We start from the raw sequence: 26,018 nt of genomic DNA, 5'->3' as shown, positions 1-26,018 counted from the left end.
TCTACTGTCGTCTCTCAGACAAAACACCTTCGGTGTTGTCAGGTTAAGCCTCACGGTTCATTAGTACTGGTTAGCTCAACGTATCGCTACGCTTACACACCCAGCCTATCAACGTCTTAGTCTTAAACGTTCCTTTAGGTCACTCAAGGTGACAGGGAAGACTCATCTCGAGGCAAGTTTCCCGCTTAGATGCTTTCAGCGGTTATCTCTTCCGCACTTAGCTACCGGGCAATGCCATTGGCATGACAACCCGAACACCAGTGGTGCGTTCACTCCGGTCCTCTCGTACTAGGAGCAACCCCTCTCAATCTTCCAACGCCCACGGCAGATAGGGACCGAACTGTCTCACGACGTTCTAAACCCAGCTCGCGTACCACTTTAAATGGCGAACAGCCATACCCTTGGGACCTACTTCAGCCCCAGGATGTGATGAGCCGACATCGAGGTGCCAAACACCGCCGTCGATATGAACTCTTGGGCGGTATCAGCCTGTTATCCCCGGAGTACCTTTTATCCGTTGAGCGATGGCCCTTCCATTCAGAACCACCGGATCACTAAGACCTACTTTCGTACCTGCTCGAGCCGTCACTCTCACAGTCAAGCTGGCTTATGCCTTTGCACTAACCGCATGATGTCCGACCATGCTTAGCCAACCTTCGTGCTCCTCCGTTACTCTTTAGGAGGAGACCGCCCCAGTCAAACTACCCACCAGACACGGTCCCCGATCCAGATTATGGACCTAGGTTAGAACATCAAACGTTAAAGGGTGGTATTTCAAGGTTGACTCCATGCAGACTGGCGTCCACACTTCATAGTCTCCCACCTATCCTACACATCAAGGCTCAATGTTCAGTGTCAAGCTATAGTAAAGGTTCACGGGGTCTTTCCGTCTTGCCGCGGGTACACTGCATCTTCACAGCGAGTTCAATTTCACTGAGTCTCGGGTGGAGACAGCCTGGCCATCATTACGCCATTCGTGCAGGTCGGAACTTACCCGACAAGGAATTTCGCTACCTTAGGACCGTTATAGTTACGGCCGCCGTTTACTGGGGCTTCGATCAAGAGCTTCTCCTTACGGATAACCCCATCAATTAACCTTCCAGCACCGGGCAGGCGTCACACCGTATACGTCCACTTTCGTGTTTGCACAGTGCTGTGTTTTTAATAAACAGTTGCAGCCAGCTGGTATCTTCGACTGGCTTCGGCTCCGTCCGCAAGGGACTTCACTTACCGCCAGCGTGCCTTCTCCCGAAGTTACGGCACCATTTTGCCTAGTTCCTTCACCCGAGTTCTCTCAAGCGCCTGAGTATTCTCTACCTGACCACCTGTGTCGGTTTGGGGTACGATTGTTGGTAACCTGAAGCTTAGAGGCTTTTCCTGGAAGCAGGGCATCAATTGCTTCACCACCTTAGTGGCTCGTCATCACACCTCAGCATTAAGTGACCGGATTTGCCTAATCACTCTGCCTACATGCTTGAACCGGGACGACCGTCGCCCGGACAACCTAGCCTTCTCCGTTCCCCCATCGCAGTTACCACCAGTACGGGAATATTAACCCGTTTCCCATCGACTACGCTTTTCAGCCTCGCCTTAGGGGTCGACTCACCCTGCCCCGATTAACGTTGGACAGGAACCCTTGGTCTTCCGGCGTGCGGGTTTTTCACCCGCATTATCGTTACTTATGTCAGCATTCGCACTTCTGATACCTCCAGCATACCTCACAGTACACCTTCGCAGGCTTACAGAACGCTCCCCTACCCAACAACACATAGTGTCGCTGCCGCAGCTTCGGTGCATGGTTTAGCCCCGTTACATCTTCCGCGCGGGCCGACTCGACCAGTGAGCTATTACGCTTTCTTTAAATGATGGCTGCTTCTAAGCCAACATCCTGGCTGTCTGAGCCTTCCCACTTCGTTTCCCACTTAACCATGACTTTGGGACCTTAGCTGGCGGTCTGGGTTGTTTCCCTCTTCACGACGGACGTTAGCACCCGCCGTGTGTCTCCCGTGATAACATTCTTCGGTATTCGCAGTTTGCATCGAGTTGGTAAGTCGGGATGACCCCCTAGTCGAAACAGTGCTCTACCCCCGAAGATGAGTTCACGAGGCGCTACCTAAATAGCTTTCGGGGAGAACCAGCTATCTCCCGGTTTGATTGGCCTTTCACCCCCATCCACAAGTCATCCGCTAATTTTTCAACATTAGTCGGTTCGGTCCTCCAGTTAGTGTTACCCAACCTTCAACCTGCCCATGGATAGATCACCGGGTTTCGGGTCTATACCCTGCAACTCATTCGCCCAGTTAAGACTCGGTTTCCCTACGGCTCCCCTATACGGTTAACCTTGCTACAGAATATAAGTCGCTGACCCATTATACAAAAGGTACGCAGTCACCCCATAAAGAGGCTCCTACTGCTTGTACGTACACGGTTTCAGGTTCTTTTTCACTCCCCTCGCCGGGGTTCTTTTCGCCTTTCCCTCACGGTACTGGTTCACTATCGGTCAATCAGGAGTATTTAGCCTTGGAGGATGGTCCCCCCATATTCAGACAGGATAACACGTGTCCCGCCCTACTCGTCGAGTTCACAATAACAGCATCTTCGGATACGGGGCTATCACCCTTTACTGCCGGACTTTCCAGACCGTTCTCCTGATGCTGCTATTGATTAAGACTCTGGGCTGTTCCCCGTTCGCTCGCCGCTACTAGGGGAATCTCGGTTGATTTCTTTTCCTCGGGGTACTGAGATGTTTCAGTTCTCCCGGTTCGCTTCATGACGCTATGTATTCACGTCATGATAATATCCATTGGATATTGGGTTTCCCCATTCGGAAATCGTCGGGTATAACGGTTCATATCACCTTACCGACGCTTATCGCAGATTAGCACGTCCTTCATCGCCTCTGATTGCCTAGGCATCCACCGTGTACGCTTATTCGCTTAACCTCACAACCCGAAGATGTTTCTCTCGAAGACCAATGTCTTGAGTTCACACTTCAAGGTCTGAGATTTTGAGAGACTCATCAATATACCTCGGTGATATATTGATTTGTTTTCAATTTTTCAGCTTGTTCCAGATTGTTAAAGAGCATAATAGGTAAAATAACTCATGCGAATTATCTTAACTATTCTCTGATTTTCATCAGACATAGTGTGGTACGCCTTTCACTCATACCGCGCAATTGGCGTCCCCTAGGGGATTCGAACCCCTGTTACCGCCGTGAAAGGGCGGTGTCCTAGGCCTCTAGACGAAGGGGACTCTTGTCAGCTTCGCAGACGCGCTTTTGCTCGTTCTTCATCAGACAATCTGTGTGAGCACTGCACATAACACGTATCTCTTAGGTAAGGAGGTGATCCAACCGCAGGTTCCCCTACGGTTACCTTGTTACGACTTCACCCCAGTCATGAATCACAAAGTGGTAAGCGCCCTCCCGAAGGTTAAGCTACCTACTTCTTTTGCAACCCACTCCCATGGTGTGACGGGCGGTGTGTACAAGGCCCGGGAACGTATTCACCGTAGCATTCTGATCTACGATTACTAGCGATTCCGACTTCATGGAGTCGAGTTGCAGACTCCAATCCGGACTACGACAGACTTTATGAGTTCCGCTTGCTCTCGCGAGGTCGCTTCTCTTTGTATCTGCCATTGTAGCACGTGTGTAGCCCTACTCGTAAGGGCCATGATGACTTGACGTCATCCCCACCTTCCTCCGGTTTATCACCGGCAGTCTCCTTTGAGTTCCCGCCATCACGCGCTGGCAACAAAGGATAAGGGTTGCGCTCGTTGCGGGACTTAACCCAACATTTCACAACACGAGCTGACGACAGCCATGCAGCACCTGTCTCAGAGTTCCCGAAGGCACTCCTCTATCTCTAAAGGATTCTCTGGATGTCAAGAGTAGGTAAGGTTCTTCGCGTTGCATCGAATTAAACCACATGCTCCACCGCTTGTGCGGGCCCCCGTCAATTCATTTGAGTTTTAACCTTGCGGCCGTACTCCCCAGGCGGTCGATTTAACGCGTTAGCTCCAGAAGCCACGGTTCAAGACCACAACCTCTAAATCGACATCGTTTACAGCGTGGACTACCAGGGTATCTAATCCTGTTTGCTCCCCACGCTTTCGCACCTGAGCGTCAGTCTTTGTCCAGGGGGCCGCCTTCGCCACCGGTATTCCTCCACATCTCTACGCATTTCACCGCTACACGTGGAATTCTACCCCCCTCTACAAGACTCTAGCCAACCAGTTTCAGATGCAATTCCCAAGTTAAGCTCGGGGCTTTCACATCTGACTTAATTGACCGCCTGCGTGCGCTTTACGCCCAGTAATTCCGATTAACGCTTGCACCCTCCGTATTACCGCGGCTGCTGGCACGGAGTTAGCCGGTGCTTCTTCTGCGGGTAACGTCAATTGCTAAGAGTATTAATCTTAACACCTTCCTCCCCGCTGAAAGTACTTTACAACCCTAAGGCCTTCTTCATACACGCGGCATGGCTGCATCAGGCTTGCGCCCATTGTGCAATATTCCCCACTGCTGCCTCCCGTAGGAGTCTGGGCCGTGTCTCAGTCCCAGTGTGGCTGATCATCCTCTCAGACCAGCTAGAGATCGTCGCCTAGGTGAGCCATTACCTCACCTACTAGCTAATCCCATATGGGTTCATCCGATAGCGCAAGGTCCGAAGAGCCCCTGCTTTGGTCCGTAGACGTCATGCGGTATTAGCCACCGTTTCCAGTAGTTATCCCCCTCTATCGGGCAGATCCCCATACATTACTCACCCGTCCGCCGCTCGTCAGCAAGAAAGCAAGCTTTCCCCTGTTACCGCTCGACTTGCATGTGTTAGGCCTGCCGCCAGCGTTCAATCTGAGCCATGATCAAACTCTTCAATTAAAAGTGTTTGATGCTCAAAGAAATCGAAAACTTAGCTATTCATAAATGAATTTACTTTTGTTGTTCACTCTTCAAGACTTGATACATCTAATATTTTAGAAGATATCGTCTCTGCGAGTGCCCACACAGATTGTCTGATAATTTGTTAAAGAGCAGTGCAACATTCGCTGCCGTTTCCGGTCTTCTGCGTTGTTGCGAGGAGGCGTATATTACGTTATTCCTCTGAAGAGTCAAGAGTTTTTTCAAACTTTTTTCTTTTCTCTTCGCTGTCCTTCGCGGCTGTTGTCAGCTCATCGTCGGTCAGTGGATGCGCATTATAGGGAGTTCTCGGATTAGCGCAAGTATTTATTTCAACTTTTTTTCTGTTCGTTCTCTTTTTGAACTTTACGTCTATTTTTGATACGAAAAACATCTTTTGTGTGTAAAAAATATACGCTTTATCTTGTTATTGTCTATTCGGTATATTCTATCAATTACACTCTATTACTCTGCTTTCTCCTTTATTATCGGTTTTTATAGTCTTACTGTATAAAAATCATTGCTCTCGCCAGCCTGCCCCATCCGCTGCTATGCTTTTCTTATTATAAAGTGAAACCAAATACGAGGTTAAATTATGGGGAAATCAACAATCAGGAATTACTTACACCTTTCGCCTTCTATCGACAAAGATGTTTTTATTGATGAAACAGCAACTGTGATTGGAGATGTACGTATGAGTGAAGATGTCAGTATCTGGCCTATGGTTGTTATTCGTGGTGATGTGAATTACGTGAGTATTGGGAAAAGATCAAATATTCAAGATGGTTCAGTCCTTCATGTCACTCACATCTCACCCGAGGATCCTGAAGGTTTTCCTCTTATCATTGGTGATAATGTTACTGTTGGGCACAAAGCAATGTTGCACGGCTGCACAATAGGAAATCGTGTTTTAGTCGGAATGGGTTCTATTTTACTTGATGGTGCAATTATTGAAGACGATGTAATGATTGGCGCAGGCAGTTTAGTTCCACCAGGAAAGCGGCTTGAAAGTGGTTTTCTTTATTTAGGAAGTCCAGTGAAAAAGATCCGTCCACTTTCATCAGCAGAAATAGAGCACTTTATCTATTCTGCTAATAATTATGTCGGGTGGAAAAATAACTATTTAGCTACTCGTCAATCTGCCATTGATAAAGAATAGATAGGATGGAGAGTTGATAACTCATATTCCGTTACCAACTCTTCAAATTCTTCTTCAATGTCCCAACGATTTTGTTTAAATAATAAAATTCCTTCTCCAACACCAAAACGTTCAATAAGCTCTTGCTCTGTAATTTGACAATCAAAAAGCATTCCGTTGATCATTATAGGAAAAAGAACACTCCTATCCTCAGCTAGCCATATTTCACGATCTGGAAATTGAATGGACTGGTTCATTGATTCAATCTTTCTCTTAATACATTAAGGACGGGATTAATATCCGGCACAATTTCATACCACAGTTCAAGTGCATAAGCGGCTTGTCCTACTAACATACCTAATCCATCTGATAAACGCGTGCTTCCATGTTTTAACGCGTTATATAGAAATGATGTCATCCCTGTTTGATAATAAAGATCGTAGCACGCTGTATCAAAACCATAAACAGTGTTAGGAATAGGTGGTAAATCATTAGTCATGCTGGATGAAGAGGCATTTATAATTAAATCGTAATGTCTATCGGCAACATCTTCGACAGCTATTGCTCGGATCGTTCCAAATTGACTAAATTCTTTTACTAATTGTTCAGCTTTAGCAAATGTACGATTGGTTAAAGTAATATCACAATCAAAATCAAGTAATGGAAGCAGTATTCCTCTTGTTGCGCCACCAGCACCGATAACTAAGACTGATTTAATCTTATTAGGCACAATAAAATCGAGTCTTGCTAAATCCAGAATAAGTCCTTGCCCATCGGTATTATCACCAAGGAGTGAGCCATCTTCCAATTTAACAATAGAATTAACTGCACCACATGCTTTCGCTCTATCCGTTAATTTATCCACAAAGCGGAATGCATCTTCTTTAAAAGGAACAGTTACATTAGCACCTCGCCCCCCATTAGAAAAAAAATGTGAGGCTGTTTTATCAAATTCACCTAAAGGAACAAGTAAACGTCCATAGCCATACTCTATTCCTGTTTGTTTTGAAAAAAATTGGTGGATGAAAGGAGACTGACTATGCTCGATAGGGTTTCCCATCACTAAATATTTTTCCATCACAATCACCCTTGTCGATATAATTCACCCGTTAATGCATCTCGGATTTCAGAAGGATTCTGTCTACCTCCGACACTCCCTTCAACGATAGGAATTGTATCCTGAAACTGTGCTTTTACTTCTTCAACTGTACGACATGGTGGTAATCCACTTAAATTCGCACTCGTTGAAACTAAAGGTTTTCCATAGGCTAGGCAGAGTTCTTTAACAACTGGGTGGTCTGTTACTCTCACAGCTAAAGAAGTAAATTTTCCAGTTAACCACTTTGGCGTCGTTGATTTGGCAGGAATAACCCATGTAACAGGTCCCGGCCAAGACGCAAACATTCTATCTCGCTGAGTTTGAGTCAATGCACTATCGTCGATATAAGGTTTCAATTGCTCATAATTATCAGCAATTAAAATTAGCCCTTTGTCAATTGAGCGTTGTTTTAACATTAATAATGCCATAACAGCATGTTCGCTATCAGGATCACAACCTACCCCAAACACGGCTTCTGTTGGATATGCGATGACTTTATTATTTTTTAATGCTGCTATTATAGTGTTGCTTACAGGTGATGCTTCGTTATTCATGTTCTTCTCTTTTTGTTTGTTGCTTTCCACATAATTTGCTGGCGCACACCAATCTTACTCCTTGAGAAGACCTTTTTTCCATCAATAATGGATAGTGGCAATATTCACATTCACCATTAACCGGCTTGTTATTTAATACAAATTGGCATTCTGGATATTGGTTACAAGCATAGAATGTCTTACCAAACCTAGACTTACGTTGTAGTAATTTTCCTTTTTCGCATTGAGGACAAGGTATAACGGTTTCATCAGGTTTATCAATTTGTTCTATATGTTCACATTCAGGATAATTACTACAACCAATAAACATCCCAAATTTACCCTGACGTAAAACTAAATCTGCACCACAACACTTACAAGGTTGCCCTTCTAAGACTTTTATAATTTGCCCATCACCTTGTGATTTTAATGTTTTAATATAGTGGCAATCAGGGTAAGCCGAACATCCTAAAAAAGGGCCATGCCCTCCACTTTTCATCACTAATGCACTGCCACATTCAGGGCATTTTTCCTGTTCAGGCTGCTGTGTAAACGGCATATGCTTTGCCATTGTTTTACCTCATTACACTTATTCCAATCGAGTATAGCCACCAGCCACAATAGCGACTTTTTCAATAAGCTCAAGCTCTAATAAAAGAGGAGCTAATTCAGAAGTTGATAGTCCACTATCCTGAGCAATGATATCAATGGGTACAGTTTTATTAAAACGTAGAAAAGGTAATATCACTTCCATCGCCTGCTGTTGTTCAGGTGTAAATTGTTCTACTTTAGCCTCTTGTTTTTCACTATTAATAAGTGTTGTATATTCTTCTGTGATTTGTTTTTGTTGATACTCATTAACACAAGTAAGCCACTGCAAAGAACTATTTAAATATTCAAAGATATCTTCAGGTGAAGATGTTAAATTTGCACCTTGCTTAATAAGTTGGTGATTACCTTCAAAATGAATATCACCCAATAGTCCCGGTAACACGAACAACTCTTTACCTTGTTGCAAAGCATAGTTTGCTGTTATTAAAGAACCGCTTTTAATTCCGGCTTCAATAATAAGTAGTGCAGCACTTAATCCACTAATAATTCGATTACGTTGAGGAAAATGACGCGCTAAAGGTGGAGTCATAGGTAAATGTTCAGAAATAAGAAGACCAGATTCTTTTATTTGTGTTGCAAGAGTACGATGAAATGACGGATAAATCTGCTCTAAACCACTCCCTAGTACAGCAATAGTAATACCATTATTTTTTAATGCACTTCGATGTCCAATACCATCAATACCTTGAGCTAAGCCACTTGTAATAGTGAGCTCTTTCTTTACTAGTTCCTGTGCAAAATAAGTTGCCCATTTAGAACCGTATGGTGTAGCAACTCGACTACCAATTAATGCAATTTGTGTGCTTTTTAAATACTGTCTATTCCCTGCAACAAAAAGCAAAAGTGGGGGCGATGATATTTGCTTTAATAAGGGTGGATAATCTGAATCTGTAATCGTTAATAATGATGATTCGTTTTTATCTAACCATTTTAATGTATCGTTGACAGTATTTGCATGAAGTCTTAAGAATTGGTGACTTTGCTGTTCTGACAGACCACAACCTATTAATAGTCTTTGATTTAATTGAGTTAAAGATTGTAGATACCCTGCAATTTGAATTGCTTTATTAGTGGGTAGTCTTGAAACAGCATTAAGCCTTATCCATATTTCTCTAGCATCCATGCTTTATCCTAATATTGTTTTTAGCAAACAGGGTGAGTGCTAAACACACCAAATACTGTCAATCTAGACAATAAATGTCTAGAATAGACGTTAAATCCTATTCACATTTTAGAAACAGTCCGAATAAATTATGGCAGTGTTACACGTATTACATTATCCAGACGAGCGCCTTCGCACGATTGCAAAGCCAGTCGAAAAAGTTGATGCCGAAATCCAAAAAATTGTCGATGATATGTTTGAAACAATGTATTTGGAAGAAGGTATCGGCTTAGCTGCGACACAGGTGAATATCCACCAGCGCATTATCGTCATTGATGTCTCTGAAACTAGGGATCAAAGACTGGTATTAATAAACCCAGAACTTCTTGATGCTGATGGCGATACAGGCATAGAAGAAGGCTGTTTGTCTGTTCCAGAACAGCGTGCTTTTATTCCTCGTGCAGAGCATGTAAAAGTAAGAGCTCTTGATTACAATGGCCAACCTTTTGAGTTAGAGGCTGATGATTTATTAGCTATCTGTATTCAACATGAAATGGATCATTTAGTTGGTAAATTATTTGTAGATTATTTATCTCCATTAAAACGCCAACGCATCCGTCAAAAAGTTGAAAAACTCGATAAGCTAGATAAAAAAAGAGCTAAAGCAGGACAGTAACAGTTAAATTGAAACAGGAAGAAAACGTGTCTGATTCATTACGTATTATTTTTGCGGGAACACCCGATTTTGCGGCTCGACATTTAGCTGCATTGTTATCAACCCAACATCGAGTGGTGGGAGTACTCACTCCTCCAGATAAACCCGCAGGAAGAGGTAAGAAACTGACTATTAGCCCTGTTAAAGAACTGGCGTTAACTCATAATATTCCTGTTTATCAGCCTGCCTCTTTAAAACCAGAAGAGAACCATGAGTGGATAGTTGCACAACAAGCAGACATTATGATTGTTGTCGCTTATGGCATGATCTTACCTAAAGCCGTTCTCGAAATACCGCGTTTAGGTTGCCTTAATGTGCATGGTTCTCTCCTTCCTAAATGGCGTGGTGCTGCACCAATTCAACGCTCTTTGTGGGCAGGAGATAAAGAAACAGGTGTCACAATTATGCAAATGGATGTTGGCTTAGATACAGGTGATATGCTGTATAAAGCCTCGTGCCCAATTACAAATGAAGATACCAGTGCATCTCTTTATGAAAAGCTTGCAGAGCTTGGACCGAAGGCTCTAACAACTACGTTAGATCTCATTACCTCAGGTAAAATAAAAGCTGAAAAACAAGATGATAATTTAGCTAATTACGCGCAAAAATTATCTAAAGAAGAAGCAAAAATTGATTGGTTATTATCAGCAGAACAGATTGAACGTTGCATAAGAGCATTCAATCCGTGGCCAATGAGCTTTTTCATGTTAGATGAGCAACCTGTGAAAGTATGGAAAGCACAAGCTATTGCTGACGATACAAATCAACCAGCAGGAGCCTTATTAAAAGCAGATAAAACGGGTATTTATATTGCGACAGGTAACGGCATTCTAAATATTACTGAATTGCAACCATCAGGTAAGAAACCTATGGCTTCTGCCGATTTCTTAAACTCCAAGCGAGATTGGTTCACTCCTGGAAAAATCATTCAATAATAATTCTAAACCCTGATATCTAACACTTTTATCAGGGTTTTCCTTTTTTCACGCCAATGTAGTACATCTCTGGCGCTCAATATTAAACGTTGACTCATCATGAAAACGTCATACAACTTACGTAGCATTGCAGCCAAAGCAATTAACCAAGTATTAGATCAAGGGTTATCTCTAAGCACTGTCATACCCGAACTTCAAAAAAATGTTTCAGACAAAGACAAGGCATTACTACAAGAAATTTGCTTTGGTGTATTACGTACATTACCACAATTAGAATGGACTATTCAGCAACTCATGGATAAACCATTAAAAGGTAAACAGCGTATTTTACACTACCTCATTATGGTTGGCTTATATCAGCTTCTTTATACACGTATTCCTGCTCATGCCGCTCTAGCAGAAACAGTAAATGGCGCTGTTGCACTAAAGAAACCACAGTTAAAAGGATTAATTAACGGTGTGTTGCGTCAGTTTCAACGTCAACAAGATATTCTAAATGAGCGTTTTCAAAATAGTGAAAATCGTTTTCTCCATCCATCATGGCTACTTGCCCGTATTAAACAGGCTTATCCTGAACAATGGATGAATATTGTTGAAGGTAATAATCAAAAACCACCTATGTGGCTACGCGTAAATCAACGCCATCATTCACGAGAAGAGTATTTAACATTACTTGAAAAGGAAGAAATTGCCGCTGTTGCTGATGATAGCCACCCTTTTGCGATCCGTTTAGAGAACCCATGTAACGTGAATCTTCTTCCTGGATTTGCCGATGGCTGGGTAACAGTTCAAGATCGTTCAGCTCAGCGTTGCGCTGAATTATTAGCGCCAGAAAATAAAGAGCAGATCCTTGATTTATGTGCAGCGCCGGGTGGTAAAACAACACATATTTTAGAGATAGATCCTCAGGCTCAAGTATTAGCAATCGATATAGATGAGCAACGTTTGAAACGTGTACAAGAGAACCTTACTCGTTTAAAACTTAATGCTGTCGTCAAAAGTGGTGATGGTCGTTATCCTGAACAATGGTGTGCAGGTATGCAGTTTGATCGAATTCTTCTTGATGCACCATGCTCAGCAACAGGCGTTATCCGCCGTCATCCAGATATTAAGTGGCTTCGCCGTAATGACGACATTGAGCAATTAGCTCAAATTCAAAAAGAGATCCTTCACGCTATTTGGCCATACCTAAAATCTGGTGGTACGTTGGTCTATGCAACTTGCTCTATTTTACCTGAAGAGAATAAACAACAAGTTGAAGCCTTCTTAGCATCAACGAAAGATGCACAATGTGATTATCAGCACCAATGCTTGCCAGAAGAAGAAGGTGGCGATGGTTTCTTTTATGCATTGATCAAGAAAATACGATCTTGTGATAAAAGATGATATCAGATCTAAAAACCGCTACTATTTCAACGCAAGATCATCAAGATCTTGCGTTTCTTTTCTATTTGTTAATCGAATACTCTGAGAAATTACGATGAAAATTATTATCTTAGGCGCTGGTCAAGTAGGTGGTACTCTCGCTGAAAATCTTGTCGGGGAGAATAATGATATTACTGTCGTTGACACTAATGCAGATCGTTTGCGCCAACTTCAAGATAAATTCGATTTACGAGTAGTCAATGGGCATGGCTCTCATCCAAGGATCTTACGAGAAGCCGGTGCTGAAGATGCAGATATGCTGGTTGCCGTCACCAACTCTGACGAAACCAATATGATTGCATGCCAAGTTGCTTACACTTTGTTTAATACACCCAATAAAGTTGCTCGGATACGTGCCTCTGAATTTGTTCGTGAAGCAGACAAACTCTTTCTCCCTGAAGCTATTCCCATTGATTACTTAATCTCTCCTGAGCATTTGGTTATTGATTATGTATATAAATTGATCCAATACCCAGGTGCCTTACAAGTTGTTAATTTTGCCGATGGCCAAGTCAGTATTGTTGCTGTAAAAGCATATTATGGTGGTTCTCTCGTCGGAAATGCGCTATCAACATTACGTGATCATATGCCACATATTGATACGCGTGTTGCTGCAATTTTTCGTCAAGACAGGCCTATCCGACCTCAAGGCTCTACAATTATTGAAGCGGGAGATGAAGTTTTCTTTGTCGTTGCATCTCAGCATATTCGTGCAGTAATGAGTGAATTACAACGATTAGAAAAACCTTATAAACGCATTATGATTGTTGGCGGCGGTAATGTCGGTGCCGGTTTAGCCGCTAGATTAGAAAAAGATTATAGCGTCAAGCTTATTGAACATAATCAGCAACGTGCAACAGAACTCGCTGAACTACTCCATGACACTATTGTTTTTTATGGTGACGCATCTGATCAAGAGCTTCTAGCAGAAGAACATATAGAACAAATCGATGTCTTTATCGCACTGACTAATGATGATGAAGCCAATATTATGTCAGCGATGTTGGCGAAAAAAATGGGTGCCAAAAAGGCGATGGTGCTTATTCAGCGTAGTGCTTATGTTGATTTAGTCCAAGGTGGGGTTATTGATATTGCGATATCACCACAACAAGCAACAATTTCTGCACTTTTAGGCCATGTTCGTAAAGCCGATATTGTAAGCGTTTCTTCATTACGACGAGGTGTTGCAGAGGCAATCGAAGCCGTTGCACATGGTGATGAAAATACATCAAAAGTTGTTGGTCGTCGTATACAAGATATAAAACTACCACCTGGAACTATCATTGGTGCAATTGTTAGAGAGCAAGATGTTATTATTGCGAACGCAAGTCACTCCATAGAACAGGGAGATCATGTGATTATGTTTATCACGGATAAAAAATATGTCCCTGAAGTAGAAAAGCTTTTCCAACCTAGCCCATTTTTCTTATAAAGACTACGTAGAAATAAGAATAATAGTAATTGTTACTTATAATGGTCTACTATTATCATGTTAGATACTATATTTTTACATAATAAATCTATGCATAGATAAATAAGGGGTGGTTATGTCTTTTTTCAAAGAGTTTCGTGAATTCGCAATGAAAGGTAACGTTGTTGACATGGCAGTCGGTGTCATCATTGGTGCTGCTTTCGGTAAGATTGTTTCATCATTAGTTGCTGATATTATTATGCCACCACTAGGCTTGTTAATCGGTGGTATTGATTTCAAACAGTTTAGCCTTGTATTAAGAGATGCTAGTGGGGATGTACCGGCAGTTGTACTAAATTATGGTATGTTCATTCAAACTGTTTTTGACTTTGCCATTGTTGCATTTGCGATTTTCTGCGCAATCAAATTGATTAACAAAACTCGTCGTCAAGCAGAAGAAGCACCTAAAGCACCACCGGCACCTTCCGCAGAAGAAACTCTATTAACAGAAATTCGTGATTTATTAAAAAATCAGCAAAAATAAAAACTAAAAGGCCAGTGATAACAATTGAAAAAATCTTTTGTTATCACTGGCCTCCCAGTTACCCTTCTTGTTATGCTTCGCTTTTCTCATATAACTTCCTTTCCCTTTTTTATTCTTTTCCACGCGTTGTCTAAATAGTGGATCATGAACAAGTGCTGCTAAGGCATTATCTTTAATAACACCTTTCTGGTGCTGATATTTGCTAGACATAAAAACCTCTTAAATTGTTAAAGAACATAAAACACAATACGGCACAGATATTATTGCTTTGTGGCTCCAGATTCAAGTATTTCAAGGATAGAACAATAAGTACTTTCATGAGCACTACCACAACATGCATTACTCAACATCTTCAATGAATCTCGCATTCTTTCCATTTCTTTCAAGCGAATTTCAACTTCAGCAAGTCTTGCATCAACAATGTGTTTTGATTCAACACAGGTGTGATGAGCGGGATCAACACGAATAGAAAGTAGTTCTGTAATCGCATCTAATGTAAAGCCCAACTCCTTTGCATAACGAATAAAACGTAAACGTTGGAGATCTTTCTCTGTATATAAGCGATAACCGCCTTCCGTTCGCCTGTCATGATCCATCAACCCTTGTTTTTCATAAAAACGGATTGTATCTGTTGTCACATTCGCTAATTTTGCAACCTGCCCAATACGATACATGGATCATTCCCTCACTTTAGCTGATGCATAAGCATAACAAATAATCAAAAGAATAGAATTGAAATATAGTGCGAAGCTTATCTTACCAAAATAGCAGTATGCTGAAATAACAGAAAATAAATATGATGTAACACAAGGGTAGGCAAAAAAGCATGGAATAACAAATAGAAAGGTCAGGAGATGGCTTGATAGATTATTTTTATAACGGTAGTTTCATAACTATCATTTTTGATAGATGTAAAAAAACCGGATTAAAAATCCGGTCTTTTTATTCGCTTCACTAAATAATAATTAAATTATTCAGCTGCTGCTTCTGTTTCAGAATCAGCACGGTCAACAAGCTCAATGTAAGCCATTGGAGCGTTGTCACCAGCACGGAAGCCACACTTCAAAATACGAGTGTAACCACCTGCACGGCTCGCAAAACGCGGACCTAATACTGTAAACAGTTTTGCCACGACTTCGTTATCACGAGTACGGGCGAATGCCAGACGACGATTAGCTACGCTGTCGGTCTTGGCAAGAGTAATCAGCGGCTCAACGACGCGACGCAGTTCTTTCGCTTTAGGCAAAGTTGTCTTGATGATCTCATGACGAACTAAAGAACCTGCCATGTTACGAAACATAGCCTGACGATGGCTGCTGTTGCGGTTCAATTGACGACCACTCTTACGATGGCGCATGACCTTATCCTTCTCAGTAAAACCTTAACCTGTGATCTTATTCATCAGCGATACTTGCAGGTGGCCAATTCTCAAGGCGCATGCCCAGAGATAAACCACGCGACGCCAGTACGTCTTTAATCTCAGTAAGAGATTTCTTACCAAGGTTAGGCGTCTTAAGTAATTCAACTTCAGTACGCTGTACCAGATCACCGATGTAGTGGATTGCTTCTGCCTTCAGACAGTTAGCAGAGCGGACAGTCAATTCAAGATCGTCTACTGGGCGCAGTAAGATAGGATCGAATTCTGGCTTCTCTTCTTTAACTTCTGGTTGACGAACATCACGTAAGTCAACAAAAGCTTCAAGCTGTTCAGCCAGGATAGTCGCTGCACGGCGAATCGATTCTTCTGGATCGATAGTACCGTTAGTTTCCATCTCGATAACCAGCTTATCCAAGTCGGTACGCTGTTCAACACGAGCTGCTTCCACATTATAAGCAATACGCTCAACTGGGCTATAGCACGCGTCTACTAAAAGGCGACCGATAGGGCGCTCATCTTCTTCCGAATGAATTCGGGCAGAAGCCGGCACATAACCACGACCACGCTGAACTTTGATACGCATATTAATAGATGCGTTCTCGTCTGTAAGGTGGCAGATAACGTGCTGCGGCTTGACGATTTCGACATCACCGTCATGGATGATATCGGCTGCAATAACAGGGCCAATGCCAGATTTGCTCAAAGTAAGAATAACTTCATCTTTACCATGAACTTTTACCGCCAACCCTTTAAGGTTGAGCAGTATTTCTAGGATATCTTCCTGAACACCTTCTTTGGTGCTGTACTCATGCAGTACACCATCAATCTCAACCTCTGTTACCGCACAACCCGGCATAGACGAAAGCAGAATACGGCGCAGTGCGTTACCAAGAGTATGGCCGAAGCCTCGCTCTAATGGTTCAAGGGTCACCTTGGCGTGCGTCGAACTGACTTGCTCGATATCAACCAGGCGCGGTTTTAGAAACTCTGTCACAGAACCCTGCATTGTGTCCTCTCTTTGGTGCTAAGCCTTACTTGGAGTAAAGCTCGACGATCAGGTGCTCGTTAATGTCAGCAGACAAATCAGTACGTTCAGGAATACGTTTGAACACACCTTCCATCTTAGCAGCATCAACTTCCAGCCATGTTGGCTTTTCACGCTGTTCAGCCAGCTCTAAAGCAGCCTTGATACGAGACTGTTTTTTCGATTTTTCACGAACGCTGACTACGTCATTCGGGGAAACCTGATAAGAAGCAATGTTAACCACGCGACCATTTACCATGATTGCTTTATGGCTAACCATCTGACGTGCTTCTGCGCGAGTTGCGCCAAAGCCCATACGATAAACAACGTTATCCAGACGACCTTCCAGCAGAGTCAGCAGGTTTTCACCTGTGTTGCCTTTCAGACGAGTTGCTTCTTTGTAGTAGTTACGGAATTGACGTTCTAGAACACCGTAAATACGACGTACTTTTTGTTTTTCACGTAACTGAACACCGTAATCAGAAAGACGCGGTTTACGTGCGCCGTGCTGACCTGGTGCTTGTTCCAGTTTACACTTGGTGTCAATCGCCCGAACGCCAGATTTTAGAAATAAATCTGTACCTTCACGGCGGCTCAGCTTGAGCTTAGGACCCAAATATCTTGCCATTTTCTTTCTCCAACTTTCCTAAAAACGAAAACGTTATTAAACGCGACGTTTTTTCGGTGGACGACAACCGTTATGAGGAATCGGAGTCACATCAGTAATATTAGTGATGCGGAAACCAGCCGCGTTTAATGCACGGATAGTTGACTCACGACCAGGACCAGGTCCTTTAACCATAACTTCCAAGTTCTTAATTCCGTACTCTTTAACAGCTTCAGCGCAACGTTCTGCTGCAACCTGAGCCGCGAACGGAGTAGATTTACGAGAACCACGGAAACCGGAACCACCGGCAGTAGCCCAACCCAATGCGTTACCTTGACGATCGGTAATAGTAACGATTGTGTTGTTGAAAGAAGCATGGATATGAGCCACACCGTCAGAGACTTGTTTTCTTACACGCTTACGTGCACGAATAGGTGCTTTTGCCATTGTTCAAATACCCCGATTATTTCTTGATCGGCTTACGCGGACCCTTACGGGTACGTGCGTTAGTCTTAGTACGCTGACCGCGAACTGGTAGACCACGACGATGACGTAAACCACGGTAAGTACCAAGATCCATCAGACGTTTGATGCTCAGGGTAACTTCACGACGCAGATCACCTTCTACAACGTATTTGGCAACTTCGTCACGCAGCTTGTCGATTTGCTCTTCAGACAGCTCACTGATCTTAACATTCTCAGCAATACCAGCAGCTACACAGATAGCCTGTGAGCGGGTCTTACCGATACCGTAAATCGAAGTTAATGCGATTACAGTATGTTTATGATCAGGAATGTTAATGCCTGCTATACGGGCCACTATGCACTCCTAAATTAGCAGTTATACAGTACCATTCTGAAAAGCCCGTTTTCAGGATACTCAAACAATACTGTATATATTATAAAAGATTGGGCTGGCTAATTTAGCCAGCTCAACCGAACTTTGCAAGAAAAAAATGCAATAAATTAGCCTTGACGCTGTTTATGCTTAGGCTCGACGCTGCAAATTACACGCACGTGACCGTGACGTCTAACAATTTTGCAGTTACGGCACATTTTCTTGACGGAAGCACGAACTTTCATTTTTACTCTCCGTAACTTCTAAAACAAATCGCTTATCAGTAATTAACCTTTAAGATTTGCTTTTTTCAATGCAGACTCATACTGACTTGACATCAGGAGAGTTTGCACTTGAGCCATAAAATCCATGATGACCACAACCACGATTAAGAGGGAAGTACCGCCAAAATAGAAAGGTACTTTCATTGCGTCACGCATGAACTCCGGGATGAGACAGATAAAGGTAATATACAAGGCACCGATTAAGGTTAAACGAGTCATTACTTTATCTATATATTTAGCCGTCTGCTCTCCCGGGCGAATTCCTGGTACAAATGCACCGGACTTCTTCAGGTTATCTGCCGTTTCTCTTGGGTTGAAAACCAACGCCGTATAGAAGAAACAGAAGAATATGATTGCAGCAGCGTATAGTAACACATAAATAGGTTGACCAGGCTGTAGATTTAAAGAAATCGTCGTCAGCCAACCCCACCCTGTACCATCGCCAAACCAAGAGGTTATTGTACCAGGAAACAGGATAATACTTGAAGCAAAAATTGCTGGTATAACACCCGCCATATTTACTTTAAGTGGTAGATGTGTACTTTGTGCCGCGTATATTCTACGCCCTTGTTGACGTTTTGCATAGTTAACAACGATACGACGTTGTCCTCTTTCTACAAAAACAACAAAGAAAGTAACCGCGAACACCAATACTGCAACCAACAATAACAGGAGGAAGTGCAGTTCGCCTTGCCGCGCCTGCTCGATGGTTTGACCAATGGCAGGCGGAAGACCTGCAACGATACCTGCAAAGATAATAATTGAGATACCGTTACCAATACCACGTTCAGTGATTTGCTCACCTAACCACATTAGGAACATTGTCCCAGTGACTAAGCTCACAACAGCCGTAATATAGAATGGTAGACCTGGATTAATTACCAGACCTTGCATTCCTGGCATATTCGGTAAGCCTGTTGCGATACCAATTGATTGGAATATCGCCAGCACCAAAGTACCATAACGGGTATATTGGCTGATCTTACGACGACCGGCCTCCCCTTCCTTCTTAATCTCTGCTAACCGAGGGTTAACCACTGATAAGAGTTGGATAATAATCGATGCCGAAATATAAGGCATGATACCCAGCGCAAAGATAGAAGCACGGCTAAGAGCACCACCAGAGAACATGTTAAACATTTCAATGATGGTGCCTTTTTGCTGATCGAGCAATTTGGCAAGCACAGTGGCATCAATACCAGGGATAGGAATAAAAGAGCCAATCCTAAAGACAATAAGTGCACCAAGAACAAACAAAAGTCTGCGTTTTAGTTCACCAACACCACCTTTAGCACTCTGAAAATCTAAACCTGGTTGTTTAGCCATCTGTCACTTATTCCTCAATTTTACCGCCAGCTGATTCGATTGCTGCACGGGCACCTTTGGTAACACGCAGACCACGAATAGTCACTGCACGGTTAACCTCACCAGACAGAATTAATTTTGCAAATTCAATCTGTGGGCCAACAACGTTTGCGGCTTTCAGTGCATTCAGATCGATTACATCGCCTTCAACGTAAGCTAAATCAGACAGACGGATTTCCGCAGTCACGAATGATTTACGTGAAGTAAAACCAAATTTTGGTAAACGACGATATAAAGGCATCTGGCCGCCTTCAAAACCACGACGTACGCCACCGCCAGAACGAGATTTCTGACCTTTGTGACCACGGCCGCCAGTTTTACCTAAGCCAGAACCGATACCACGACCTACACGTTTAGGCGCATGCTTGGCACCTTCAGCCGGAGACAGAGTATTTAAACGCATCTCTTACTCCTCAACTTTAACCATATAGGAAACCAAGTTGATCATACCGCGAACTGCTGGTGTATCTTCGCGTTCTACAGTGTGACCGATGCGACGCAGACCTAAACCAGTCATAGTTGCCTTATGTTTAGGCAGACGGCCGATTAAGCTGCGTGTTTGAGTAATTTTAATAGTCTTAGCCATGGTCATTACCCCAGAATTTCTTCAACGGATTTACCACGCTTAGCTGCGACCATATCTGGAGACTTCATGCTATCTAAAGCGTCCAGTGTTGCACGAACCACGTTAATCGGGTTAGTGGAACCATAGGTTTTAGCCAGTACGTTACGAACGCCAGCCACTTCTAGAACTGCACGCATTGCACCACCTGCGATGATACCAGTACCTTCATGAGCAGGCTGCATAAATACGCGAGAGCCTGTGTGAGTACCTTTAACAGGGTGGAACAGAGTACCGTTGTTTAAAGCGACGGTTTTCATATTGCGACGGGCTTTTTCCATCGCTTTCTGGATTGCTGCCGGAACTTCGCGAGCTTTGCCATATCCAAAACCAACGCGGCCATTACCATCACCAACTACTGTAAGAGCGGTGAAGCTAAAGATACGACCACCTTTAACGGTTTTAGATACGCGGTTTACCGCGATCAGCTTTTCCTGCAGTTCGCCAGCTTGTTTCTCGATGTGAGCCATCTTACACTCCTACCTTAGAACTGAAGGCCAGCTTCACGGGCAGCATCTGCCAGTGCCTGGACTCGACCATGATATTGGAAACCGGAACGGTCAAATGATACTACTTTGATACCTTTTTCCAGAGCGCGTTCAGCAACAATTTTACCAACTACTGCTGCTGCTTCTTTGTTTCCAGTGTTTTTCAGTTGCTCAATGATAGCTTTTTCTGTAGTAGAAGCGGCCACCAAAGTTTCAGAACCGTTTGGTGCAATAACCTGCGCATAAATATGGCGAGGGGTACGGTGTACCACCAGGCGAGTCGCACCCAATTCCTGGAGCTTACGGCGTGCGCGGGTCGCACGACGGATACGAGCTGCTTTCTTATCCATAGTGTTACCTTACTTCTTCTTAGCCTCTTTGATACGCACAACTTCGTCGGCGTAACGAATACCTTTACCTTTATAAGGCTCAGGGCGACGGTAAGCACGCAGTTCAGCTGCTACTTGACCAATCACTTGCTTATCCGCACCTTTCAGTACGATTTCAGTTTGTGTTGGACATTCAGCAGTGATGCCTGCTGGCAGTTGGTGTTCCACTGGATGTGAAAAACCTACTGATAAGTTAACCGCATTGCCTTTAATAGACGCACGATAACCTACACCTACCAGTTGCAGTTTCTTAGTGAAGCCTTCGGTAACACCTACAACCATTGCATTTAACAGAGAACGAGTAGTACCCGCCTGTGCCCAAGCATCAGCAAAACCATCGCGAGGTGCGAAAGTTAAGTGGTTGTCAGCATGTTGAATTTCAACTGCATTATGGATAGTACGAGTTAGCTCGCCGTTTTTACCCTTAATCGTAATTACCTGACCGTTGAGTTTAACCTCTACGCCGGCAGGAATGACGACGGGTGCTTTTGCCACACGAGACATTCTTTCCTCCCGAATTAAGCTACGTAGCAGATAATCTCGCCACCAAGACCTGCTTGGCGAGCTGCACGATCAGTCATAACACCTTTTGAGGTAGAAACAACAGCGATGCCCAGTCCTGCCATAACTTGTGGCAGCTCATCTTTTCTTTTATAGATGCGCAGACTTGGACGGCTTACGCGCTGAATGCTTTCTACTACAGCCTTACCTTGGAAATATTTTAAAGTGATTTCCAGTTCTGGCTTAGTGTCGCCTTCAATTTTAAAATCTTCGATATAACCTTCTTCCTTAAGCACGTTGGCAATCGCCACTTTCAGCTTGGAGGAAGGCATTGTGACCGCAACTTTGTTCGCGGCCTGACCGTTACGGATACGGGTCAGCATATCCGCGATGGGATCTTGCATGCTCATCTGTCTTTACTCCCGTGATTCAATTATGGTAATTACCAGCTAGCCTTTCTAAGGCCCGGGATTTCACCGCGCATAGCGGCTTCACGGACTTTAATACGGCTGAGGCCAAATTTCCGCAGGAAACCGTGCGGACGTCCAGTTTGACGGCAGCGGTTACGCTGACGTGAAGGACTTGAATCACGTGGCATAGTTTGCAGTTTTAGAACAGCATTCCAACGATCTTCGTCAGACACGTTCACATCTGAAACGATAGCTTTCAGTTCTGCGCGTTTTGCGAAGAATTTCTCAGCTAAATTCGCACGTTTTACATCACGTGCTTTCATAGATTTCTTAGCCATGAATGCCCTGCCTTACTTGCGGAACGGGAAGTTAAACGCTGCTAACAGTGCGCGACCTTCATCATCTGATTTCGCAGTCGTAGTAATGGTAATATCCAAACCACGAACACGATCCACTTTATCGTAATCGATTTCAGGGAAGATGATTTGCTCACGTACGCCCATGCTGTAGTTACCACGTCCGTCAAATGACTTAGCGGATAAACCACGGAAGTCACGAATACGAGGTACAGCAATAGAGATCAAGCGTTCAAAGAACTCCCACATGCGTTCGCCACGCAGGGTCACTTTACAGCCGATCGGATAGCCCTGGCGGATTTTGAAGCCTGCAACAGATTTGCGTGCTTTGGTGATCAAAGGTTTTTGACCTGAGATTGCTGCTAAATCAGCTGCTGCATTGTCCAGCAGTTTCTTATCAACAATCGCTTCACCAACACCCATATTCAGGGTGATCTTCTCGACCCGAGGGACTTGCATGACAGAATGGTAACCAAACTGAGACATCAGTTGTTGGACCACCTCGTCTTTGTAGTAATCATGCAGTTTCGCCATCGTATACTCCAAATTACTTGATAGTTTCTTTATTAGACTTGAAGAAACGAACTTTCTTACCGTCTTCAAATCTAAAACCTACACGGTCAGCCTTGCCGGTTGCCGCATTGAAAAGCGCAACGTTAGAAACTTGAATAAACGCTTCTTTTTCAACGATGCCACCTGGTTGATTCAGAGCCGGAACTGGCTTCTGATGTTTTTTAACCAGATTGATACCTTCAACGAGAACTTTACCAGAAGAAAGAACCTGTTTTACTTTACCGCGCTTACCTTTATCTTTACCAGTAAGAACGATAACTTCGTCATCACGACGGATTTTCGCTGCCATTGCCTGCTCCTTAGAGTACTTCAGGTGCCAGAGAGATTATTTTCATGAACTTCTCATTACGAAGTTCACGAGTAACCGGCCCAAAAATACGCGTACCAATAACTTGCTCGCTGTTGTTGTTTAACAATACACAAGCGTTGCTATCGAAGCGAATGACAGAACCGTCAGGGCGACGAACACCCTTCTTGGTGCGCACCACTACCGCTTTCAGTACATCACCTTTCTTAACTTTACCACGTGGAATTGCTTCCTTGATGGTAATTTTGATGATGTCACCTACATCTGCGTAGCGACGGTGCGAGCCACCTAGAACCTTGATACACATTACGCGACGTGCACCGGAGTTGTCGGCCACGTTCAGCATAGTCTGTTCTTGGATCATTTTAGTGCTCCGCTAAATGTCAACTACTACTGAGCCACTTCCACATTAGAAGAGGCCGTTCAATATCCCATAATACGAGGGAGCGGCATTATAACACCACATTCTCGATATGGACAGAAAAAATAAACGGCTCGTTCAGTTTTGAGCCGTTTATTTCGTACGAAAAGGCTATTTTATTACAGAACAGCTTTTTCTACAACGCGAACTAACGCCCAAGACTTAGTCTTAGACAGTGGACGTGTTTGACGAATTTCTACTACGTCACCAATTCCACATTCGTTGTTCTCGTCATGTACATGCAGTTTGGTCGTACGACGGATAAACTTACCATATAATGGGTGTTTAACCATACGATCGATAGCAACGACAATAGATTTCTCCATTTTGTCACTAACTACACGACCTTGCAGAGTACGGATTTTATCGGTCATTACGCACCCGCCTTCTCAGTCAGTAAAGTCTTAACGCGTGCGATATTACGACGCACTTGTTTCAACAGATGAGACTGTTGTAACTGACCACTTGCTGCCTGCATACGCAGGTTAAACTGCTCGCGCAGTAAGTTCAGCAGTTCTGTGTTCAGCTCTTCAACGCTCTTTTCGCGCAGCTCTTTTGCTTTCATTACATCACCGTCTTAGTTACAAAGGTGGTTTTGATAGGCAGTTTTGCTGCCGCCAGCTTGAATGCTTCACGGGCCAGTTCTTCAGGCACACCATCCATTTCATACAGGACTTTACCTGGCTGGATTAAGGCAACCCAATACTCAACGTTACCTTTACCTTTACCCATACGGACTTCGAGCGGCTTTTCAGTGATTGGTTTGTCTGGGAACACACGGATCCAGATTTTACCCTGACGCTTAACTGCACGGGTCATTGCACGACGTGCCGCTTCGATCTGACGTGCAGTCAGACGACCACGGCCCACAGCTTTAAGACCGTAAGTCCCGAAGCTTACATCCGCACCAGCAGCTAAGCCACGGTTGCGGCCTTTGTGCACTTTACGGAATTTTGTACGCTTTGGTTGTAACATCAGCGACTCTCCTTACTTGCGGCCTTTACGCTGCTGCTTTTTAGGTTGAGCAGCCGGTTTTTCCGCCTGTTCAACTGCAGCCATACCACCCAGGATCTCACCTTTGAAGATCCATACCTTAACGCCGAGCACACCATAAGTGGTTTGTGCTTCTGAGGTATTGTAGTCGATATCTGCACGCAGAGTGTGCAGAGGTACACGACCTTCACGATACCATTCAGTACGAGCGATTTCAGCGCCGCCTAAGCGACCACTTACTTCCACTTTAATACCTTTAGCGCCTAAACGCATAGCGTTCTGTACCGCACGCTTCATAGCACGACGGAACATAACACGACGTTCCAGCTGTGAAGTGATGCTGTCAGCAACTAATTTTGCGTCCAGTTCAGGTTTACGTACTTCGGCGATATTAATTTGCGCAGGAACGCCAGCGATATCCGCTACGTTTTTGCGCAGTTTTTCAACATCTTCACCTTTTTTACCGATAACGATGCCTGGGCGAGCAGTGTGAATAGTCACACGGATGCTTTTCGCAGGACGTTCGATAACGATACGAGATACAGATGCTTTAGCCAGTTCTTTAGTTAAGTACTGACGTACTTTAAAGTCGCTGTCTAGGTTGTCAGCGAATTCATTGGTACCCGCATACCATGTGGAATTCCAAGGCTTGACAATGCCAAGGCGGATACCATTAGGATGTACTTTTTGACCCATTGCTAGTCTCCAGAGTCTCAGCGATCAGACACAACCACAGTGATGTGGCTGGTGCGCTTCAGAATACGATCTGCACGGCCTTTTGCACGAGGCATAATGCGCTTCATAGAAGGACCTTCGTCAACAAAGATCTTAGCTACTTTCAGATCATCAATGTCAGCGCCATCGTTGTGTTCTGCATTAGCAATAGCAGACTCCAGTACTTTCTTCACTAAACCAGCAGCTTTCTTGTTGGTAAAGGTTAAAATTTCCAGAGCTTGCGACACTTTCTTACCGCGAATCAGGTCAGCTACCAAGCGAACCTTCTGAGCAGAAGAACGAGCGTGGCGATGCATAGCGATAGTTTCCATCT

At 43.8% G+C, this 26,018-nt stretch carries 35 protein-coding genes, 1 tRNA gene and 2 rRNA genes; 6 read left to right on the top strand and 32 right to left on the bottom strand.

Translation table 11 applies throughout. The features are described from left to right. Positions 1-39: 39 nt before the first annotated feature. The 3 genes from EHE21_RS00830 to EHE21_RS00820 form a co-directional block, all read right to left on the bottom strand. Positions 40-2,942, bottom strand: a 23S ribosomal RNA gene (locus EHE21_RS00830). 237 nt (positions 2,943-3,179) lie between these two features. Next, positions 3,180-3,255 (bottom strand) — tRNA-Glu (locus EHE21_RS00825). A gap of 84 nt (positions 3,256-3,339) precedes the next feature. Continuing rightward, positions 3,340-4,882, bottom strand: a 16S ribosomal RNA gene (locus tag EHE21_RS00820). Together the 16S and 23S rRNA genes with 1 tRNA gene alongside form the textbook arrangement of a ribosomal RNA operon. Positions 4,883-5,495: 613 nt before the next feature. On the opposite strand from EHE21_RS00820, the gene EHE21_RS00815 reads away from it, so the two are divergent. Next, on the top strand, positions 5,496-6,059 hold the full coding sequence (locus EHE21_RS00815) for a gamma carbonic anhydrase family protein (protein WP_194951611.1): 564 nt from the start codon (positions 5,496-5,498) through the stop codon (positions 6,057-6,059). Here the strand turns inward: EHE21_RS00815 and EHE21_RS00810 are convergent. From EHE21_RS00810 to dprA, 5 genes are read right to left on the bottom strand one after another with little or no spacing between them, the layout of a single operon-like run. Beyond that, positions 6,035-6,295, bottom strand: a complete 261-nt coding sequence (locus EHE21_RS00810) for a DUF1488 family protein (RefSeq protein WP_194951610.1) — start codon at positions 6,293-6,295, stop codon at positions 6,035-6,037. The two genes, EHE21_RS00815 and EHE21_RS00810, sit on opposite strands and share 25 nt — an antisense overlap. Continuing rightward, positions 6,292-7,116, bottom strand: coding sequence for a shikimate dehydrogenase (aroE, locus tag EHE21_RS00805; RefSeq protein WP_194951609.1), 825 nt, complete (start codon positions 7,114-7,116; stop codon positions 6,292-6,294). The genes EHE21_RS00810 and aroE overlap by 4 nt, the downstream gene beginning before the upstream one ends. Positions 7,117-7,121: 5 nt before the next feature. Continuing rightward, positions 7,122-7,691 (bottom strand): L-threonylcarbamoyladenylate synthase type 1 TsaC, encoded by a 570-nt coding sequence (gene tsaC / locus EHE21_RS00800; RefSeq protein ID WP_194951608.1) that lies wholly within the window; start codon positions 7,689-7,691, stop codon positions 7,122-7,124. Next, positions 7,684-8,241 carry a type I DNA topoisomerase gene (locus EHE21_RS00795; protein WP_194951607.1) on the bottom strand — a complete coding sequence of 186 codons (558 nt, stop codon included), beginning with the start codon at positions 8,239-8,241 and terminating at the stop codon, positions 7,684-7,686. The genes tsaC and EHE21_RS00795 overlap by 8 nt, the downstream gene beginning before the upstream one ends. An 18-nt stretch (positions 8,242-8,259) precedes the next feature. Further along, complete coding sequence (gene dprA, locus EHE21_RS00790; protein WP_194951606.1) at positions 8,260-9,405, bottom strand: DNA-processing protein DprA; 1,146 nt, start codon at positions 9,403-9,405, stop codon at positions 8,260-8,262. A gap of 130 nt (positions 9,406-9,535) precedes the next feature. Here dprA and def point away from each other — a divergent pair, with 130 nt between their 5' ends. The 5 genes from def (at position 9,536) to mscL (ending at position 14,414) form a co-directional block, all read left to right on the top strand. Then, positions 9,536-10,060, top strand: a complete 525-nt coding sequence (gene def / locus EHE21_RS00785; protein WP_194951605.1) for a peptide deformylase — start codon at positions 9,536-9,538, stop codon at positions 10,058-10,060. Positions 10,061-10,086: 26 nt separating this feature from the next. Continuing rightward, on the top strand, positions 10,087-11,034 hold the full coding sequence (gene fmt, locus EHE21_RS00780) for a methionyl-tRNA formyltransferase (RefSeq protein ID WP_194951604.1): 948 nt from the start codon (positions 10,087-10,089) through the stop codon (positions 11,032-11,034). A 99-nt stretch (positions 11,035-11,133) separates the two neighbouring features. Next, positions 11,134-12,420, top strand: coding sequence for a 16S rRNA (cytosine(967)-C(5))-methyltransferase RsmB (rsmB, locus tag EHE21_RS00775; protein ID WP_194951603.1), 1,287 nt, complete (start codon positions 11,134-11,136; stop codon positions 12,418-12,420). Between the two features lie 94 nt (positions 12,421-12,514). After that, the gene (gene trkA, locus EHE21_RS00770; protein WP_194951602.1) at positions 12,515-13,891 is read left to right on the top strand and encodes a Trk system potassium transporter TrkA; all 1,377 of its coding nucleotides are present in this window, start codon (positions 12,515-12,517) and stop codon (positions 13,889-13,891) included. Positions 13,892-14,006: 115 nt separating this feature from the next. Next, positions 14,007-14,414 carry a large-conductance mechanosensitive channel protein MscL gene (mscL, locus tag EHE21_RS00765; RefSeq protein ID WP_023583476.1) on the top strand — a complete coding sequence of 136 codons (408 nt, stop codon included), beginning with the start codon at positions 14,007-14,009 and terminating at the stop codon, positions 14,412-14,414. A 3-nt stretch (positions 14,415-14,417) separates the two neighbouring features. Here the strand turns inward: mscL and EHE21_RS00760 are convergent, their stop codons facing one another. From EHE21_RS00760 to rplV, 24 genes are all read right to left on the bottom strand, one after another. After that, positions 14,418-14,624: an alternative ribosome-rescue factor A gene (locus EHE21_RS00760; RefSeq protein WP_109396570.1), complete on the bottom strand. Its 207-nt coding sequence runs from the start codon at positions 14,622-14,624 to the stop codon at positions 14,418-14,420. Positions 14,625-14,674: 50 nt separating this feature from the next. Next, positions 14,675-15,088: a Zn(2+)-responsive transcriptional regulator gene (gene zntR, locus EHE21_RS00755; protein WP_088494060.1), complete on the bottom strand. Its 414-nt coding sequence runs from the start codon at positions 15,086-15,088 to the stop codon at positions 14,675-14,677. 296 nt (positions 15,089-15,384) lie between these two features. Next, positions 15,385-15,771, bottom strand: a complete 387-nt coding sequence (gene rplQ, locus EHE21_RS00750) for a 50S ribosomal protein L17 (RefSeq protein WP_004246940.1) — start codon at positions 15,769-15,771, stop codon at positions 15,385-15,387. 37 nt (positions 15,772-15,808) lie between these two features. Further along, positions 15,809-16,798 (bottom strand): DNA-directed RNA polymerase subunit alpha, encoded by a 990-nt coding sequence (locus EHE21_RS00745; RefSeq protein WP_006535513.1) that lies wholly within the window; start codon positions 16,796-16,798, stop codon positions 15,809-15,811. A gap of 25 nt (positions 16,799-16,823) precedes the next feature. Further along, entirely contained in the window at positions 16,824-17,444 is a 621-nt protein-coding gene (rpsD, locus tag EHE21_RS00740; RefSeq protein WP_004246942.1) for a 30S ribosomal protein S4, read from the bottom strand. Positions 17,445-17,480: 36 nt separating this feature from the next. Next, positions 17,481-17,870: a 30S ribosomal protein S11 gene (gene rpsK / locus EHE21_RS00735; RefSeq protein WP_002919257.1), complete on the bottom strand. Its 390-nt coding sequence runs from the start codon at positions 17,868-17,870 to the stop codon at positions 17,481-17,483. A gap of 16 nt (positions 17,871-17,886) precedes the next feature. Beyond that, entirely contained in the window at positions 17,887-18,243 is a 357-nt protein-coding gene (gene rpsM, locus EHE21_RS00730; protein ID WP_036914623.1) for a 30S ribosomal protein S13, read from the bottom strand. Between the two features lie 146 nt (positions 18,244-18,389). Further along, positions 18,390-18,506 carry a 50S ribosomal protein L36 gene (gene rpmJ / locus EHE21_RS00725; protein WP_071788572.1) on the bottom strand — a complete coding sequence of 39 codons (117 nt, stop codon included), beginning with the start codon at positions 18,504-18,506 and terminating at the stop codon, positions 18,390-18,392. 42 nt (positions 18,507-18,548) lie between these two features. Further along, a complete protein-coding gene (gene secY, locus EHE21_RS00720) occupies positions 18,549-19,871 on the bottom strand; it encodes a preprotein translocase subunit SecY (protein WP_006535510.1) in 1,323 nt (440 codons plus the stop codon). Between the two features lie 7 nt (positions 19,872-19,878). Next, a complete protein-coding gene (gene rplO, locus EHE21_RS00715) occupies positions 19,879-20,313 on the bottom strand; it encodes a 50S ribosomal protein L15 (protein ID WP_004246944.1) in 435 nt (144 codons plus the stop codon). Positions 20,314-20,316: 3 nt separating this feature from the next. Beyond that, positions 20,317-20,496 (bottom strand): 50S ribosomal protein L30, encoded by a 180-nt coding sequence (rpmD, locus tag EHE21_RS00710; RefSeq protein ID WP_036914634.1) that lies wholly within the window; start codon positions 20,494-20,496, stop codon positions 20,317-20,319. 5 nt (positions 20,497-20,501) lie between these two features. Beyond that, positions 20,502-21,002 carry a 30S ribosomal protein S5 gene (gene rpsE / locus EHE21_RS00705; RefSeq protein ID WP_023583472.1) on the bottom strand — a complete coding sequence of 167 codons (501 nt, stop codon included), beginning with the start codon at positions 21,000-21,002 and terminating at the stop codon, positions 20,502-20,504. A 14-nt stretch (positions 21,003-21,016) separates the two neighbouring features. After that, positions 21,017-21,370, bottom strand: a complete 354-nt coding sequence (gene rplR / locus EHE21_RS00700; protein WP_023583471.1) for a 50S ribosomal protein L18 — start codon at positions 21,368-21,370, stop codon at positions 21,017-21,019. Positions 21,371-21,379: 9 nt separating this feature from the next. Continuing rightward, a complete protein-coding gene (rplF, locus tag EHE21_RS00695; RefSeq protein ID WP_023583470.1) occupies positions 21,380-21,913 on the bottom strand; it encodes a 50S ribosomal protein L6 in 534 nt (177 codons plus the stop codon). Between the two features lie 14 nt (positions 21,914-21,927). Continuing rightward, on the bottom strand, positions 21,928-22,320 hold the full coding sequence (gene rpsH / locus EHE21_RS00690) for a 30S ribosomal protein S8 (protein WP_004246950.1): 393 nt from the start codon (positions 22,318-22,320) through the stop codon (positions 21,928-21,930). A 32-nt stretch (positions 22,321-22,352) separates the two neighbouring features. Next, entirely contained in the window at positions 22,353-22,658 is a 306-nt protein-coding gene (gene rpsN, locus EHE21_RS00685) for a 30S ribosomal protein S14 (protein ID WP_006535503.1), read from the bottom strand. Between the two features lie 12 nt (positions 22,659-22,670). Then, on the bottom strand, positions 22,671-23,210 hold the full coding sequence (gene rplE / locus EHE21_RS00680) for a 50S ribosomal protein L5 (RefSeq protein ID WP_075674041.1): 540 nt from the start codon (positions 23,208-23,210) through the stop codon (positions 22,671-22,673). Between the two features lie 13 nt (positions 23,211-23,223). Then, positions 23,224-23,538, bottom strand: a complete 315-nt coding sequence (gene rplX, locus EHE21_RS00675; protein ID WP_075674042.1) for a 50S ribosomal protein L24 — start codon at positions 23,536-23,538, stop codon at positions 23,224-23,226. Positions 23,539-23,548: 10 nt separating this feature from the next. Beyond that, positions 23,549-23,920, bottom strand: a complete 372-nt coding sequence (gene rplN / locus EHE21_RS00670) for a 50S ribosomal protein L14 (protein WP_004246955.1) — start codon at positions 23,918-23,920, stop codon at positions 23,549-23,551. Between the two features lie 176 nt (positions 23,921-24,096). After that, positions 24,097-24,351 carry a 30S ribosomal protein S17 gene (gene rpsQ / locus EHE21_RS00665; protein WP_023583468.1) on the bottom strand — a complete coding sequence of 85 codons (255 nt, stop codon included), beginning with the start codon at positions 24,349-24,351 and terminating at the stop codon, positions 24,097-24,099. Next, positions 24,351-24,542, bottom strand: coding sequence for a 50S ribosomal protein L29 (gene rpmC, locus EHE21_RS00660; RefSeq protein WP_004238624.1), 192 nt, complete (start codon positions 24,540-24,542; stop codon positions 24,351-24,353). The genes rpsQ and rpmC overlap by 1 nt, the downstream gene beginning before the upstream one ends. Beyond that, the gene (gene rplP, locus EHE21_RS00655; protein WP_006535500.1) at positions 24,542-24,952 is read right to left on the bottom strand and encodes a 50S ribosomal protein L16; all 411 of its coding nucleotides are present in this window, start codon (positions 24,950-24,952) and stop codon (positions 24,542-24,544) included. The genes rpmC and rplP overlap by 1 nt, the downstream gene beginning before the upstream one ends. A 12-nt stretch (positions 24,953-24,964) precedes the next feature. Further along, positions 24,965-25,666, bottom strand: a complete 702-nt coding sequence (rpsC, locus tag EHE21_RS00650) for a 30S ribosomal protein S3 (RefSeq protein WP_023583467.1) — start codon at positions 25,664-25,666, stop codon at positions 24,965-24,967. 17 nt (positions 25,667-25,683) lie between these two features. After that, complete coding sequence (gene rplV, locus EHE21_RS00645; protein ID WP_006535498.1) at positions 25,684-26,016, bottom strand: 50S ribosomal protein L22; 333 nt, start codon at positions 26,014-26,016, stop codon at positions 25,684-25,686. Positions 26,017-26,018: the final 2 nt, after the last annotated feature.

Source organism: Proteus sp. GOKU, from assembly GCF_015475555.1.
Classification (GTDB): Bacteria; Pseudomonadota; Gammaproteobacteria; order Enterobacterales; family Enterobacteriaceae; genus Proteus; species Proteus mirabilis_B.
This window is presented reverse-complemented; position numbering and strand designations above follow the sequence as displayed.